This is a genomic window from Arthrobacter sp. D3-18 (assembly GCF_054408525.1).
Genome location: NZ_CP096440.1, coordinates 3159674 through 3175315, shown reverse-complemented (window position 1 = coordinate 3175315; position 15642 = coordinate 3159674). Strand labels below are relative to the sequence as shown.

Annotated in this window: 12 protein-coding genes; 9 read left to right on the top strand and 3 right to left on the bottom strand. The window is 62.9% G+C overall.

Annotated features, from left to right (window positions below; genetic code table 11):
• The first annotated feature begins 6 nt into the window (after positions 1-6).
• Both M1D89_RS16665 and M1D89_RS16660 read left to right on the top strand, forming a co-directional pair.
• Positions 7-3357 (top strand): glycosyltransferase, encoded by a 3351-nt coding sequence (locus M1D89_RS16665; RefSeq protein ID WP_498645177.1) that lies wholly within the window; start codon positions 7-9, stop codon positions 3355-3357.
• Positions 3350-5068, top strand: a complete 1719-nt coding sequence (locus M1D89_RS16660) for a DUF5719 family protein (protein ID WP_498645175.1) — start codon at positions 3350-3352, stop codon at positions 5066-5068. The genes M1D89_RS16665 and M1D89_RS16660 overlap by 8 nt, the downstream gene beginning before the upstream one ends.
• Positions 5069-5073: 5 nt before the next feature.
• Here the strand turns inward: M1D89_RS16660 and M1D89_RS16655 are convergent, their stop codons facing one another.
• A complete protein-coding gene (locus M1D89_RS16655) occupies positions 5074-5592 on the bottom strand; it encodes a metallopeptidase family protein (RefSeq protein WP_091466152.1) in 519 nt (172 codons plus the stop codon).
• A 121-nt stretch (positions 5593-5713) separates the two neighbouring features.
• Here M1D89_RS16655 and M1D89_RS16650 point away from each other — a divergent pair, with 121 nt between their 5' ends.
• The 5 genes from M1D89_RS16650 (at position 5714) to M1D89_RS16630 (ending at position 10384) form a co-directional block, all read left to right on the top strand.
• Positions 5714-6112, top strand: coding sequence for a DUF3499 domain-containing protein (locus M1D89_RS16650; protein WP_498645172.1), 399 nt, complete (start codon positions 5714-5716; stop codon positions 6110-6112).
• 150 nt (positions 6113-6262) lie between these two features.
• Positions 6263-6481: a Trm112 family protein gene (locus tag M1D89_RS16645; protein WP_017198664.1), complete on the top strand. Its 219-nt coding sequence runs from the start codon at positions 6263-6265 to the stop codon at positions 6479-6481.
• 45 nt (positions 6482-6526) lie between these two features.
• On the top strand, positions 6527-8005 hold the full coding sequence (ahcY, locus tag M1D89_RS16640; RefSeq protein WP_498645170.1) for an adenosylhomocysteinase: 1479 nt from the start codon (positions 6527-6529) through the stop codon (positions 8003-8005).
• 128 nt (positions 8006-8133) lie between these two features.
• Complete coding sequence (locus M1D89_RS16635; protein ID WP_498645168.1) at positions 8134-9354, top strand: L,D-transpeptidase; 1221 nt, start codon at positions 8134-8136, stop codon at positions 9352-9354.
• A gap of 187 nt (positions 9355-9541) precedes the next feature.
• Entirely contained in the window at positions 9542-10384 is an 843-nt protein-coding gene (locus M1D89_RS16630) for a pentapeptide repeat-containing protein (RefSeq protein WP_498645166.1), read from the top strand.
• Between the two features lie 117 nt (positions 10385-10501).
• On the opposite strand, the gene M1D89_RS16625 is transcribed toward M1D89_RS16630, so the two are convergent.
• A complete protein-coding gene (locus M1D89_RS16625; RefSeq protein WP_498645164.1) occupies positions 10502-11305 on the bottom strand; it encodes an RDD family protein in 804 nt (267 codons plus the stop codon).
• 105 nt (positions 11306-11410) lie between these two features.
• Between M1D89_RS16625 and M1D89_RS16620 the strand changes: the two genes are divergently transcribed.
• Positions 11411-12406, top strand: coding sequence for a stage II sporulation protein M (locus tag M1D89_RS16620; protein WP_498645162.1), 996 nt, complete (start codon positions 11411-11413; stop codon positions 12404-12406).
• 139 nt (positions 12407-12545) lie between these two features.
• Positions 12546-13742 carry a TIGR01906 family membrane protein gene (locus M1D89_RS16615; protein WP_498645160.1) on the top strand — a complete coding sequence of 399 codons (1197 nt, stop codon included), beginning with the start codon at positions 12546-12548 and terminating at the stop codon, positions 13740-13742.
• 55 nt (positions 13743-13797) lie between these two features.
• Here the strand turns inward: M1D89_RS16615 and M1D89_RS16610 are convergent, their stop codons facing one another.
• Positions 13798-15630, bottom strand: a complete 1833-nt coding sequence (locus M1D89_RS16610) for an AMP-dependent synthetase/ligase (RefSeq protein WP_498645158.1) — start codon at positions 15628-15630, stop codon at positions 13798-13800.
• Positions 15631-15642 lie beyond the last annotated feature (12 nt).

Here is a 15642-nt window from a genome sequence, read left to right as displayed (position 1 = left end):
AAGGAAGTGCATGTTACCGCCGTCGTGGTTTCCCACGACGGCGGCAACTATCTGCCCAGGACATTGGCGGCATTGTCGGACCAGACGCGTCCGGCCGATGCCGCCATTGGCATTGATACAGGTTCCACCGACAACTCGCTGGACTTGCTCCGCGAGGCTCTCGGCCAGAACAGCGTCACCTCTTTCCACCATGCAAGGTCCGGTTTCGGGGCGGCTGTTCGCGCTGGCCTGCAAGAGCTCGCCCCCGCCGACGGCGACACGCAGGGTGATTCCGTGCAATGGATCTGGCTATTGCACGACGACGCTGCGCCTGCGCCTGATGCTTTGGCGGAACTGCTCCATGCGGTTGAACGCGCCCCCTCGGTAACCGTGGCGGGCTGTAAGCAGCTTGGTTGGGACAACAAGCGGCATCTGGTTGATGTGGGCCTTTCAACCAGCCGCTGGGCTGAGCGCCTTACCCTGATTGACGCCGACGAAGTTGACCAAGGGCAATACGATGCCCGCACTGATACTTTCGCGGTGAACTCCGCAGGTATGTTGATCCGCCGCGATGTCTGGGAACTGCTGGAAGGTTTTGATCCGGCCTTGCCCGGCAGCGGCGATGACGTGGACTTCTGCTGGCGTAACTGGCTTGCGGGCAATCGCGTAGTTGTAGTCCCCAGCGCCCGCATGTTCCACGTGGAGCACCGCCCGCATGGCCTGGGCACATCCTCAGCGGCACGTAAAGCCCAGATCCACATGCGGCTCAAGCACACATCCTGGTGGAAAGTGCCGTTCCAAGCCGGGGGCGCCTTGTTCGGTGCCATCATCCGACTCATGCTGAGCATCCTGGTTAAAGAACCGGGATATGGCTTCTCCCAATTCACCGCCACCGTCGCTGCCCTTATCCGTCCCGTGGCCATAGCCAGAGGCCGCCGCGTTGCGGCCAGGACGCGCCGCGTACACAGGTCCGTGGTCCGGGGACTTCAGACACCCACGCGGGACGTGCGTGCCAACAGGCGCTCCTTATTGGAAGCAATCCGCCCCGCCGAAGAAACTCCCGCTGTCTCTGACCTTCTGGCCCCTGAACCCAGCGGGGATGCGGCGGACGACTTCACCGCACTGGCCACCAATGAGCGTGGCTGGGTGGGCACAGGTGCCGTCGCAGCTGCACTGATTGCCCTGGCCGCAGCACTCGTGGGACTGCTGGGGCTGCTCCGCTCAGGCACCGTTGCCGGTGGTGGGCTGCTCCCTCTGTCGGCGTCACCAGGCGACATCTGGGCGAATGCCTCCACCTGGTGGATCTCGTTGGGTGCAGGCCTGCCCGGACACGGCGACCCGTTCGGCTATGTGCTGTGGCTGCTCTCCCTCTTTGGAGGTGGGGACGGCAACGCAGCCATGGTGTGGCTGCTGATCCTTGCCATGCCGTTGTCCGCATTGGGCGCATGGTTCGCGGCGGGCGCGTTGACTACCAAGCGTCGCTTCCGGGTCGCGGCGGCCCTCGCATGGTCCGGTGCTCCCGCACTTCTGATCGCAATCAACGAGGGCCGTGTCGGCGCCCTGGTAGCTCACGTCATGATGCCGCTGCTGCTCCTCGCACTATTGCGTGCCTCGGGATCGGCCATCGCCCAAGGGCCTGCTTTGGCAGGGGCACAGCTCAGCCGCCGTCCGGCCCTGATAGTCGGTAAGCCCGGCATCAACGGAACACCATCATGGACTGCTGCAGCGGCCGCAGGTCTTGCCATGGCCGTTGTCACGGCCTCAGCGCCGTCATTGTTGGGGCCCATTATCGTCGCGGTGATTCTCGCTGCAGTGGTCCTCGGGCATCGGGGCAAAACGCTGTGGTGGTCGCTCCTGCCAACAGTCGCTTTGTTCCTTCCTTATGCGGTATCCGTGTTGGACAGGCCGCGCTCGTTGCTCGCCGATCCCGGAATGCCACTGACTTTTGAGGCTGCTCCGTTGTGGCAGCAGCTACTTGGCCAGCCGCTTGCCTTCGACATCGACGGCGGCTTGACCGGTTTGGCGGTCTTCGGTCCTGGCGCTGTGCCCTGGGCCCTGTTGCTGGCTCTGCTGGTCATCGCACCAGTCCTGATCCTGGCTGTTGCTGCCTTGTTCGTGCCCGGTAAGCGCGCTGCGCTGGCCCGGGTGTTCTGGTTGGTCGCTTTGGCTACCCTTTCGAGCGCTTGGCTGCTGGGCCACGTCGCCACCGGGGTCAACAACAACGTGATTGTCGGGCCATTCACCGGTCCTGCCGTATCGGCGGCGGGAATGTTGCTTCTAGGTGCTGCCGTTCTCGGTGCTGAGAAGCTCTTCACTGCACCGCGAACGACATCGAAGGCTCCCCGGCGCCACCTCCCGCTGCAGCGCGTAGCCTCGGCCGCGACCATGGCGTTTCTAGTTGCCGGCCCTCTTGCCGGCATGGCTGCCTGGACTGCTCAAAATGTCCTGCAGCCTACACCGACTGCCGTACCCATTGCGGCACCTAACACTGCCGAACAGACGTCCCTTGGCGCGGGCCGACAAATATGGCCGGTGGATACGGGCACATTGCCCGCCACCGCCGTCGACCGTGGCCAAGGACCCGAGCGAACCCGGACGTTGGTCATTACCAGCGGTGAGCAGGGCGCGTTCTCCTCTTCCCTGATGCGGGGAGCCGGAACCACGTTGGACAGTTTGTCCACCATTGCCTCTGCACGAACCATTATTGGCGCGCCAGGACGCGAGGAAATCGCGGCCGATGACGCTGCCACCACGTCCCTCCGCAGGGCCGTGGCCACTATCGTGGCGGGAACCGGCGTGGATCCCCGCCCCGACCTTGACCAACTTGGGGCCGGATTCGTGGTCCTTAAGGCAGCAGACAATGCCGCCCAGTTGACGGCCAGCAGGATCGACGCCGTCCCCGGACTCGTGGCTGTCGGCCAGACCGACGCCGGGTGGCTGTGGCGGGTGACGCCCCGGAACCAACCCGCGGCTACTGCCGCGGACACGGCACACCGGGTACGTATCGTGGACTCCCAAGGCGCTCTGCTGAGGGCGCTGCCATCCGAAGAAGTGGATGTGGATGCCACCGTTGAATCGGGGAACGAGGGCCGAAGGGTTGTCCTGGCCGAACGCTCCGATCCGGGCTGGAGCGCCTGGCTGGATGGCCGTCAACTGAAGGCCACCACATCCGGATGGTCCCAGGCGTTCGAGTTGCCCGCCAGCGGCGGCGACCTTGAAATCCGCTACACCAACCCTTGGGCCTTGTGGATCGGGATCCTGCAGGCTGTGGTGATTGGATTGACGGTCCTCTTGGCCGTTCCAATGCCCGCCCGCCGCAGCCGAACCGGCATGTCGAGGGATGAAGTCTCCCTCCGTAAGGAGTACAGCAGTGTCTGAGGACCAGAAGAACCTGTCCCGCGAAAGGCCTGGAACCCCGGAAGCCCCGAAGTCCCGTGCGGGGAACAACGGAGAAACAAGCAGGTCGGGCAAGGATTCCCGGAGCTCGAGCTCCAGCTCCCGAAGCACGAAATCCCGCAGCTCCAACAAGGGAGTGATCACTGGCGCCCTGTCAGCAGTGGTCATCCTTGCGGCTGGCGGAGGTGCCGTGGCCGCGACGTCGATGGTCCCGGAACCTTCCGGGGGTACCACCATGGATATCCGCCAGGCAGACGTTCCCGCGGGCCGTTCCATGGGTGTCTGTCCGGAACCCGCGAGGCTTGTGAGCGGAACCGTGGTGGGCACAGATGCCGATTTCAGCCCGGTCTCCACTACTGCCACCAGCGCCCTGAACGCCGTGGTGCTGAGCAACCCGGCCGGTACGGTGCCCGAGAGCAACGTGACCTCGCTGGGCGGTGAGATGGTGGAGGAGATCGCCAAGGCTCCTACCAGCACGCCTACACCCACGGTTGGTCCGCCCGTACTCGCGGCCGGAGTGGCGAACATCAGCCCGGTGGCGTCTCCCACCGTTGTGGGAGCCGAGGCCCTTGGAAACGAGCAGGCCTCCCTGGCTGCCAACCTTAGCTACTCAGCTACGGACGGCGATCTTCGCGGCCTTGCATCTACCCAATGCCAGCCGCCGGGCAACGACGCTTGGCTCCTGGGGGCCAACACGTCCGTGGGCCGAACTGCCGTCCTGAACGTGAGTAATGCCTCCGAGACCCCGGCGACAGTGAGCCTTGACCTCTATGGATCCGAGGGGCAGATCCAAGCTCCCGGGGCCCGTGGTCTCCTGGTGGCTCCCGGAACCACCCGCTCGGTGAACCTGGCTGGACTCGCTCCGGGCGAATCGCAGCTTGCCGTGCACGTGCGCAGCACGGGCGGTCCTGTTGCCTCCACCATCCAGCAGAGCGTGTTGCGTGGAATCGCCCCTGGTGGTGTGGAGTACCTCTCGCCAGGTGCGGCGCCGTCCAACCTGCAGGTGATGTCCGGCGTCGACATCCAGGACCCGGCGGCCGTCAAGGCACTGGCTGGTAAGTCAGGTTTTGCGGACGCCATACCGGCACTCCAGATCGCAGTGCCCGGATCCACCGACGCCGTTGTGCAAGTAAGCCTTTATGGCGCTAACGGTGAACGAAAGATTCCCAATGGGGGAGTGGTGACGGTTAAGGGCGGGACAGTATCCACCGTCAACCTTGAGGGCGTCCCGGCCGGTAGCTACACCGTCAGAGCCAGCTCGGATGTCTCGTTCCTGGCATCGGCGAGGGTCACCCGCGGTTCCAAGGCCGAGGAGGCAACCGACTTTGGGTGGTCGCCGTCGTCGGCCCGTCTTGGCAGCCAGCACTTGGTGGCCGTACCACGGGAAGGCCAGCGGTCCTTGAGCTTCGGTGTTCCGGAGGGGCGCGCTACGGTCAGTTACGCTCCAGTGACCGCTGACGGAAAAGTCGGCAAGGCCGTTGACGTGGACTTGTCCGGCGGCACCACATCGGTGATCGGGCTACCGGACAAGTCCGGCAGTTCGGCTGTGGTGGGCTACGTGGTTTCCGCTTCGGGTGACCCGGTGTACGGCGCGCTGGTACTTGGAAAGCAAGCACGGACAGACGTTTCCGTCGTGGCAATTCAGGACGCAGCAGCGGGACTTGAGAAGGTCCCGGTCTCCGTCGGTTACTAGCGAAGTTATTGGTAGCGGCGGCGGTAGACCGGGTCCAAGGTCTCCGGGGGCACGCCGAGCATCTCGGCGGTGTACTCCACTACGACGTCGTGGACAAGGTCCTGCAGTTCTTCGCGCGTGGCAGCGCCCTGCTCAACCACCCGGCGGTACACCGTGATCATGGGTGCCTCGCCGCGGCCACCAGGGGTGTAGGAGCCCATGGGGGCAGTGTTTCCCGTAGCAACCAGCTGCTCAAGGTTGGGTGGAATTTCATCGACTGCGAAGAGAACGCCGTCGAGCTGTTTGCCCCACATGTCCTGGAGGCGCTCGGCGGAGTCCAGCACCATGTCATCGAAGCGTTCCGAGCGCGTGCGGAAACCAGGAAGATTGGGGAGCATCAACTCTCCACGCAGTCCCCGTCCGTGCCGGTTTCGCCGGCGTCGCCGGAAGCCCCGCGCTTCCGAACCGGCGTGTTCCTGGGCCTGATCGCCATCGGCGTCAGTCCACCGGATATTGAACCCGGGAACATGTGGCTGTGACTGCATATATCGACTTTAGTCCTGAGGAACCGCCAGCGCGACATCAAGGCCCGCAGCGCGCCGCATCGGGCGATACTCGCTTGGAGTTCGTGGGGCACGGGCGGGCAATGCGCAATGTATGCGCCCAATGGCGCTAATCTGGGATGTTGTGGGTGCCATTCGTCAGTGTTCCAGATCAGCCTGCCGCCAGTCCGCGGTGGCCACTTTGACGTACGTGTACGCAGAGTCAACCGCAGTCCTGGGTCCTCTGGCCACGTACGCAGAACCGCATGCGTACGATCTTTGCTCGCAGCATGCGGAGTCACTCACGGTTCCGCGTGGCTGGGAAGTCCTGCGCCTTGCCATGCCCACAACGCCGCAAGAGCCGGGCCCGGATGACTTGCTGGCACTTGCCAACGCGGTCAGGGAGGCTGCATCGGCCACCACCGAGACTCCAACCCGGCACAGCCACCCTCAGATGGAGCCACCCGCCGGCACCGAAGGCACTCGTCGAGGGCACTTGCGCATCCTCCGCGAGCCGTCTTAGCCGGATCGCGGCCTTTTCTGCTGCTGAATTTCGGCTCCTGGACGCATTTCGTCGTCGGGATCAAAACAGGATCTCCCTGCGCGGTAGTCTGGAATCTGCAGATATATCCGCCAGCGGCGCTATGCGGGCGCCACCCAGGGAGCATCATTCATGCCAAAGGTCAGTCCTGAACTGTTGTCCATCTTGCGTTGCCCCGTGACGGGTTCACCGCTGGTCCAAGAGGGCGATGAGTTGGTTTCCACCGATGCCGCTGCGGACGGCGAAAAGCTCCGCTACACCATTGAGGACGGCATCCCGCTGCTCCTGCCTCCGGAACTGCTGGCCGCAGCCAATGCGGCAACCTCAGGCCAGCACGATTCCAAGGCCTGACGCGCTTTCTTCCACCAAATTCGCACGGCACCCCTAAGGACTTCCATGACTTTTGACTTCAAAGTGGCTGACATCACTCTTGCGGAGGCCGGCCGCCACCAAATCCGTCTCGCCGAGCACGAAATGCCGGGCCTCATGTCGCTCCGCGCGGAGTTCGGTGCGGAGCAGCCCCTCAAGGGTGCAAGGATTGCCGGTTCCCTGCACATGACGGTCCAAACCGCAGTACTCATCGAAACCCTCACTGCCTTGGGCGCAGAAGTTCGTTGGGCTTCCTGCAACATCTTCTCCACCCAGGATGAAGCCGCTGCCGCCGTCGTCGTCGGCAAGGGCACCCCGGAAAACCCGCAGGGTGTTCCGGTTTTCGCTTGGAAGGGCGAAACCCTTGAGGAGTACTGGTGGACTGCGGAGCAGATCCTCACTTGGCCTGGCGCTGACACCAATCCGGACTTGGGTCCCAACATGATTCTCGACGACGGCGGCGACGCCACGCTGCTGCTGCACAAGGGCGTCGAATTCGAAGCTGCAGGTGCCGTGCCGACCGCCACCGAAGATGATCCGGAGGAATACGTCCTCATCCTGGATCTCCTGCGCAGGACCCTTGCCGCCGATCCGCAAAAGTGGACCCGCCTGGCTGCCCGCATCGAAGGCGTCACCGAGGAAACCACCACTGGTGTGCACCGTCTGTATCAGCTCGCGGAGCAGGGCAAGCTGCTGTTCCCGGCCATCAACGTCAACGACTCCGTCACCAAGAGCAAGTTCGACAACAAGTACGGCATCCGCCACTCCTTGCCGGACGGCATCAACAGGGCCACGGATGTCCTGATGGGCGGCAAGGTGGCAGTTGTGTGCGGTTATGGCGACGTCGGCAAGGGCGCCGCTGAAGCGCTGCGTGGCCAGGGCTCGCGTGTCATCGTCACTGAAATTGACCCCATCTGTGCCCTACAGGCCGCTATGGACGGCTACCAGGTGGCCAGGTTGGAGACGGTGCTCGCCCAGGGTGACATCTTCATCACCACCACAGGCAACAAGGACGTGATCATGGCCGAGCACATGCTCGGCATGAAGAACAAGGCGATCGTTGGCAACATCGGCCACTTCGACAACGAAATCGACATCGCCGGACTTGCCAGGATTCCGGGCGTCAAGAAGGTTGAGATCAAGCCGCAGGTCCACGAGTGGGTCTTCGAGGCCGGGACGGATTCCGAACGGTCCATCATTGTGCTTTCCGAGGGCAGGCTGCTCAACCTGGGCAACGCCACGGGCCACCCGTCATTCGTGATGAGCAACTCGTTCGCCAACCAGACCATTGCGCAGATCGAACTCTGGACCAAGAAGGACCAGCCCGCCGGTGAGCGCGAGTACCGGAACCAGGTTTACGTCCTTCCCAAGATCCTGGATGAGAAGGTTGCACGCCTTCACTTGGATGCATTGGGCGTGGAGCTGACGGAGTTGAGCAAGGACCAGGCGGATTACCTGGACCTCGATGTTGCAGGTCCCTACAAGCCTGAGCACTACCGCTACTAGCCTGTACAGTCCGCCCCCGGCGGTACCCAAATCGATGGCGAAAGGCCGGACACGCAACCAGCGTGGCCGGCCTTTCCGGTAGAATTGGGTGTTCGGTACTGCTTGCGGGGGACAGGATGACGGGAACCATGACGGAAGTCGCCAAACGTAAAAAGGGCAAGATCCTTGCCATCATTGGAGTCTGCGCAGCAATTGTCGTGGGTGGAATTGGCGTGGTCACCGTGCCGGGCCTGCTGGCAGGTTCTACGCAGGATGCGGCCGTAGCGCCGTCGGCGACTCCTACCGTGGAAGCCAAACCCGTAGAGCTGGGCATTACCCCGCTGGATGGCGCCGTGGAGTGGAACCCCGTTGTGGGTCCCCAGATCAAAGCAGTCAACGGCAAGCTGAAGGACGTTGTGCTGGCGCCGGTGGGCGGCGGGACACCTGTGGAAGGCAAGACCAGCCCTGACGGCAGCACTTGGACAACTCTGGAAGTCCTGAAGTTCAAAACACAGTACAGCTACTCCTTCACCGTCGTGGATACGGCTGGGAAAGAGACTAAGAAGTCCCAAACCTTCACTACGGTTTCCGCCGCCTACGAGGCCGACGCTTCCATCTACCCCCGCCACGGCACCACGGCCGGCTCCGGGCAGCCTATCGAAATCAACTTCAGTGAGCCCGTCGTAGACAAGGCGGCAATGGAAAAGCGCGTCGCCGTCACGGTTTCCTCCGGCCAGCCCGTGGCTTGGCATTGGTATTCGGACAAGAAGGTCAGGATCCGTCCGGAGGCTTTCTGGGCGTCCGGCACCACTGTCACCGTGGATATGAAGCTTTTGGGCGTGGACTTCGGAAACAACATGATCGGCAACGCTGACGTGGTCTCGACGTTCACCACTGGCCCGCAGCGTGTGGCCGTGGTTGACGACAACACCAAGACCATGAACGTTTACTCCGACGGCCAGTTGGTTCACACGGCTCCCGTGTCCTTGGGCGGGGAAGATTGGCTTTCGCCCACCGGATACGCGGTGATTATGGAACAGGAACGCCACTCGAACTTCAACGCCGGAACAATCGGCCTGAAGCCCGGCGACAAAGGCTATTACCCGCCCCTCGTGGTGGAATATGCCAACCGCCTCACGTGGTCCGGCGTGTACGTTCACCAGGCCCTCGAAGCCGCTTGGAGCTCCATTGGGGTGGCTAACGTCTCGCATGGCTGCGTGGGCCTGCTGCCGGCTGATGCTGAGTGGTTCTTCAACAACATGAAGACCGGTGACGTTGTCCAGATCCTGAACACCGGCGCGCCGGCAGTTGAACCACTGGAAGGCTTCGGCGACTGGAACATTCCGTGGGCGAGCTACGCCCAGCGGTAGTCCTGCTGTTAAGATCGTCGTAGTGATTATTTCCTGCGCGCTTTGACCCATTGCTCCAGCGCTGACACGTCGTCGGCCCTGCTATTTTTGCTGCCCTCCAAGATGATTCCGGGTGTCCCTCAGGGGAACCCGCTCACGGGTTCCCCGGCTCCTTCCACCGGACCCTTTCTCATCATTTGGAGCACGCATGACCATTTCACCTACGTTCAGCCCCGACTGCGGCAACTGCTTTGCCCTTTGCTGCACCGCGCTCGGATTTGCCCGATCAGCTGACTTCGCCATCGACAAACCTGCCGCTTCGCCGTGCCCGAACATGGCCGACGACTTTTCCTGCACCATCCACCAACGCTTACGGCCTCGAGGCTTCCGCGGTTGCACAGTATTTGATTGTTTCGGCGCCGGCCAAGTGGTGTCCCAACACACCTTCTCCGGCACTAGTTGGACGCAGGACCCATCGTCCAAGTCCTCGATGTTCGCCGTGTTCAAAGTAGTCAGGCAACTCCACGAGATGCTCTGGTACCTGGCCGAAGCCCGGCAACGGACGTTCGATCCCGACCTCGCGTTCACGGCCCACCACCTTTCCGAGCGCATAACAGCTTCCGCACAAGGCGACGCGTCCACGGTCCTGGCCACCGACGTCGAAATTTTGCATGGAGAAGTCCGCACGCTCCTGATGGAGGTTAGCGAAGAACTACGCGCCTCCTACGGGGCCGAGGACAAGCCAACTTTCGACGCCGGCCGCCAACCGGGTGCCGACGCCAAGCTGGGCGGCGCTGATCTGATGGGCGCCGACCTTGCGAACCAAAGTCTCTGCGGATCGGATCTCCGCGGTGCATACCTGATCGGAGCCAATCTGAGGAAGTCCGACCTCACAGCCGTAGACCTTCTGGGAGCAGATCTCCGTGGAGCACAACTCCACGGAGCCGACCTCACCAAGGCGCTCTACCTGACCCAACCGCAGATCAACGCGGCCGAAGGCGACCCCTCCACCCTCCTACCCCCACGACTCACAAGACCGGCTCACTGGTGACTTTGCTGGCGCGGCGGTCGCCAGCCGTCCGGCAGCGTTCGTCTAAGCGAAGAATGAGCGAGCCCGCAGAGGACGGCGGCCGCCCGGCGATGGCTGGCGTCAGCCCATAGCGGGGCACTAACCGTTAGTGAACGGCAGCTTCCTGAGTCGTTCCCCTACGGTGGCGTTCCGCTGCTCCGCTTGGCGGAGCCGTGTGAGTTCGCGGTTGCGCCGTTCCCCGAGGACTGCGCCTATGTAGTCTTCGGGGATGGTGCCGGCGGGCGGGGGTGGTGCGACGTACCTTGCAAGTTCTGATGCGAGCGAGGCAGCCATGTTGACGCGTGAGGCGGGTGCCATGAGGTAGGCCTGCTGCACGAAGGTTCCGGCCCGGCGAGCGGTGGCATCCGGTACTCTGCCGATATCTGCCATGGCCACCCATGCCTGCAGGTGGTGCGGTGCTACGGGCATGATCCGGGGCGTTGAGGGTACGCGTTGCCGGAGGGAGTAGGTGCCTGCAACGATGTCGCCGAGCCGCTTGGACTTGTCGTTGAACAGTGCCACTCCGATTGCGAGGCCGCCGAAGGTCAGGTAGATCTCCAGGAATCCGAGGAGCCCGCGGATGAGCGCGTGCCGAAAACGGATGGAGCCGCCGTCGTCGCGGACTATGCGGAGCCCTGTTGCGAGCTTTCCCAGGGATCGCCCTCGTGTCAGGGTTTCCACGGTGACGGGGACGATGACCACTGAGAATACGATGCTGCTGAGGACCATTGCCTGTATGGCGGCGTCGTCCAGATCCCGGGAGGCGCTGGTGATCAGGATGATCAGCAGTATCGCGAGGGCGATTTGGGAGATGACGTCAATGATGAGCCCCAGCGCACGTGCGGCGAAGGAGGCTGGGCGAAGCTCGAGGACCACGGCCTCGCCTGTGATGATTGAACTCATGCCTGCCCCCATGTTTCGCCAACGCTTCGGGCCACACGACTGCCCTCTTCAACGAGTCTAGCGGCGGGCTGACCTGCTAGTGGATACAGGCGCTAGGGTGGTGGCGTGGACATAGATGCCTTCTCGGCCGTACATGGGGACAAATGGTCGCGGCTTCATTTCCTGGCTCATAAGCGAAGGCTTACGGGTGCTGAGGCCGATGAACTTCTGCGCCTGTATCAAACGGTGTCCGGGCACCTGTCGCTGATCCGGTCCGTGGCGCCGGAGACGGGATTGTCGGCGTCCTTGTCTGCAGCATTGGCCCAGGCCCGGACGAGGTTCACGGGGGCCCGCTCCAATTTCATGGAGGACTTGGCGCGGTTCTTTGTTATTTCCCTCCCTGCGGCCTTCTACCGGATCCGGTGGTTGACTCTATGGTGCGGGCTTGCCTTTGTCCTGGTGGCGGGTGCCTATGCTTTGTGGATTGGCACTTCGCCGGAGGCCCTGAGGGCCGTAGCGTCCAGTGATGCCAAGGTGCAGCAGTATGTGGAGGAAGACTTCATTGACTACTATTCCGAGAATCCTGCGGCTTCGTTCGCCGGCTTGGTGTGGACGAACAACGCCTGGATTTCCGCTCAAGCTGTGGCCTTTGGCATTACCGGGTTCTGGGTGCCCTTCATCTTGTTCATGAATGCGCAGGGGTTGGGAATCGCGGCGGGACTTTTCCTGGCCACGGGGAAGATGGACATCTTTTTCAGCTACATCCTTCCTCACGGCCTCATGGAACTCACCGCTGTCTTCATTGCCTGCGCGGCGGGGCTCAAGATCTTCTGGGCCATGGTGCGGCCGGGCCCACGCACAAGGCTGCAGGCTGTGGCTGATGAGGGCCGTTCGTTGATTACCATTGCCTTGGGATTGGTGCTCGTCCTGCTGGTTTCGGGAATTGTTGAGGGCTTTGTGACGCCGAGCCCGCTTCCCGTGTGGGCCAAGATCACCATCGGTGCACTGGTTTTGGCCGGGTATTGGGTCTACACGTTGGTGCTGGGCGGGAAGGCGGTCCGCGCAGGCGTCACAGGAGATATGGATGCCAACGACGCCGGTTATCGCAGCATTGCCGCATAGACCTTACGGTTGGGTTTCAATCTGGTTCCAGCCGGGGTGGCACCGCGTGTCTCTGTAATGCCGGGCGGTAGGCTCGAATGCAGACAAGAGAGCCGGCAGCAAGCAATCGCCGGTGGATGCCTACGGAAGTGAACCCGCTGTGAGCGACAAAAGCCCAAAACCACAAGAACCGGACACGGACGTCCACGAGGACCCCAACGAACCGGCTTTCGACTGGATGAAGCCGAAAACGTCCAGTGGTGCTTCTCCGGCCACTCCTGCAGCCAGCACCGGAGCCGCAGCCACACACACAACCGGAGCAACGCCGTCGGCCGCCACCGCGTCCACTCCCACTTCAGCGACGCCTGCCAACGGCCAGCCCGGGAGCCGCGCGGACCGGAAAGCTGCAGAAGCGGCCGACGTCGAGGCTGAGCCGCCGCTGTTCGCCGACACCCTGGCAGGCGCTTCCACCACCAAGCAGCCGTCGCACTATTCGGAGCCCCTGCCGACGTCGGCTCTTCAGATCCGCCCGCCGGAAGACGAAGTGGCGCGCCGAAACGCCGAACGCGAGCAAGCAGCAAAGGTGAAGCCGATAGGCCCGCGGATCTTCCAGGTGCTTTTGGCGGTCTTCTACCCGGTGATCCTCCTGGTGCTTGCCGTCCGGGCAGTCACCAGCCCCCTGTTCCTGTGGGTAGAGTACAACCGCCCGGGTTTCCCCGGCGACGGCTATGGTTTCAGCACTGACGATCGTATGACGTACGGCTCTTACGCCGTTGATTACCTCAGCAACTGGGCCGGCCCGCGTTACCTGGGCGGTTTGGTCAACCAGGACGGCGACAAGCTCTTCACCGACAGCGAAGTGTCGCACATGGCCGACGTGAAGCTGGTCATTCTGTCCTCCTTCGGGGCCGGGCTTTTGCTCATCATCCTTAGCATCATCGCCATCCTGTATCTGCGTAAGCGAAGCACGGGCGGGATCCGCCGCGGTCTCTTTGCCGGTTCAATCGTCACGCTGGTCATCATCATTGGACTCGCAGTGTTGGCCGTCTTGAGCTGGCAGCAGTTCTTTACGGAGTTCCACCGCATCTTCTTTGCCAATGGAACATGGACATTCTCGCTGGAAGACACCCTTATCAGGCTCTTCCCGGGACAGTTCTGGATTGACGCGGGCATTGTCATCGGCGCGCTGGTGTTCCTTGCAGCGACGCTGACGTTCATCTTCACGTGGCCTACCAAGCGGCGTCGCGGCCTTGCGACGGCACAAGCGGCCGAGGACCGCGAGGAGTCTGAAGAGGCAGCTTTCACAAACGACGATGCCGACAGCCTTCGCAAGGAACCGACGGGCGTTACGCGCTAGCAGGTACGTCTCGACCTGGGCTGGACCTGCGGTGGCCCAGCCCAAGTGGAGAAAACTACTTCGCGTAGAGTTTTTCCACAGCCGCTGAGAAGTCGTTGAGCACCGCGGCCCGCTTCAGCTTCAGCGAGGGCGTCAGGTGCCCTGACTCGACGCTGAGATCCGCCGTGATGAATGCGAACTTCTTGATCGACTCGGCAGCCGAGACGAGCTTGTTGGCCTCGTCCACGGCTGACTGAATAGCCGCCTTCACCCGGTCATCGCCAGCGGCTTCATCAGGGGTCATGGCCCCCGCCTTGTTCTCGGCGCACCAGTTAGCGAGCCCTTCGGGGTCCAAACCGACCATTGCCGCGACGAAGGGCCGGCCGTCGCCGACTACTACTGCCTGACCCACCAAGGGATGTTCGCGGAGCTTCTCCTCCAAGGGAGCCGGCGCCACGTTCTTACCGGCCGCCGTGACCAGGAGGTCCTTCTTTCGGCCGGTGATGGTCAGGAAGCCGTCGGCGTCGAGCTCGCCGAGGTCGCCGGTACGGAAGAAGCCGTCAACGAAGGCAGCCTGCGTGGCCTTTTCGTTGTTGTGGTATCCCTTGAAGACGCCAATGCCCTTGACCAGCACTTCGCCGTCCTGCGCCACCCTGATGGTGGTCCCGGGGAGGGGAATGCCCACTGTACCTATGCGGGACATGCTGGGGGTGTTGACGGTGCAGGGTGCCGTGGTCTCTGTCAGCCCGTAGCCCTCAAGGACGGGAACTCCCGCGCCGTGGAAGAAATGGTTGTCCCGGAGGCTTAGGGGACTGGCTCCGGAAACCGTGTAGCCGACGTCGCCGCCGAAAACCTCGCGCACCTTGGGATAAAAGAGCTTGTTGAACGTGGAGTGCTTCAGGCCCAGCAGCCAACCCGGGCCCGGTCCCTCGCCGCGGCCCGCGAGGGACACCGCCGTCGAATATTGCACCGCGGTGGCCGAAGCTGCCGAGAAGAGGGCGGACTTGCCGCTCATGGCCGCTTTGTGGCTGGCGCCAGCGTAAACCTTCTCGAAGATGCGGGGCACTGCGAGCAGGAACGTGGGCTTGAAGGATCCAAGATCCGCCATGAGTCCGCTGGCGCCGGCACTATGTCCCAGCGTGATGCCGGCCGTGAGGCAAACAACCTGGACAGCCCTGGCGAGGACGTGCGCCAGGGGCAGGAACATCAGGGTGCGTGCGCCTTGCCGCATGAGCAGCTCGGGGAGGAACGGGATGACGTTACGGGCCACGAGGACAAAGTTGCCATGAGTGATTTCACAGCCCTTGGGCTTGCCCGTGGTTCCGGAGGTGTAAACGATGGATGCCACGCTTGCCAGGTTCGCTGCGCTGCGCTGGCGCTCCAGTTCGGCGTCCATGATGCCGATTCCGACGGCGGAGACGCTGGTCAGGTTGGGTGCGTCGCCGTCGTGCTCCATCCGGATGATGGTCACTGGGTCCTCGCCCAGGGCCGGGGACTGTTCAACCAAGGCGCGGACGAGGCTCTCCTTGGCAGTGTCCTCCACAAAGATGCGACGGGCTCCGGAATCGGTGAGAATCCACTCGATCTGACTGGCCGATGACGTCTCGTAAATGGGGACGGTGACTCCGCCGGCCATCCAGATGGCGAAGTCCACCAACGTCCATTCAAAGCTTGAGCGGGAAAGCACGGCTACAGGATCGCCGGGGTTGAGCCCACCCGCGATGAGGCCTTTGGCCAAAGCCGTGACGTCGGCAAGAAACCTGGCTGCGGAAATGTTCAGCCAACCGTTCGCGGTTTTGTGCGCGTACAGGTTACCGAACGGATCCTTGTGGCAGCGTTCCAGGAGGAGGTCCGTCACGTTGGTGTTCGGGTCCGCCTCGACCAGAAGCTCCGTGCTTGCTTCCCTCACTGCTTGCCTCCT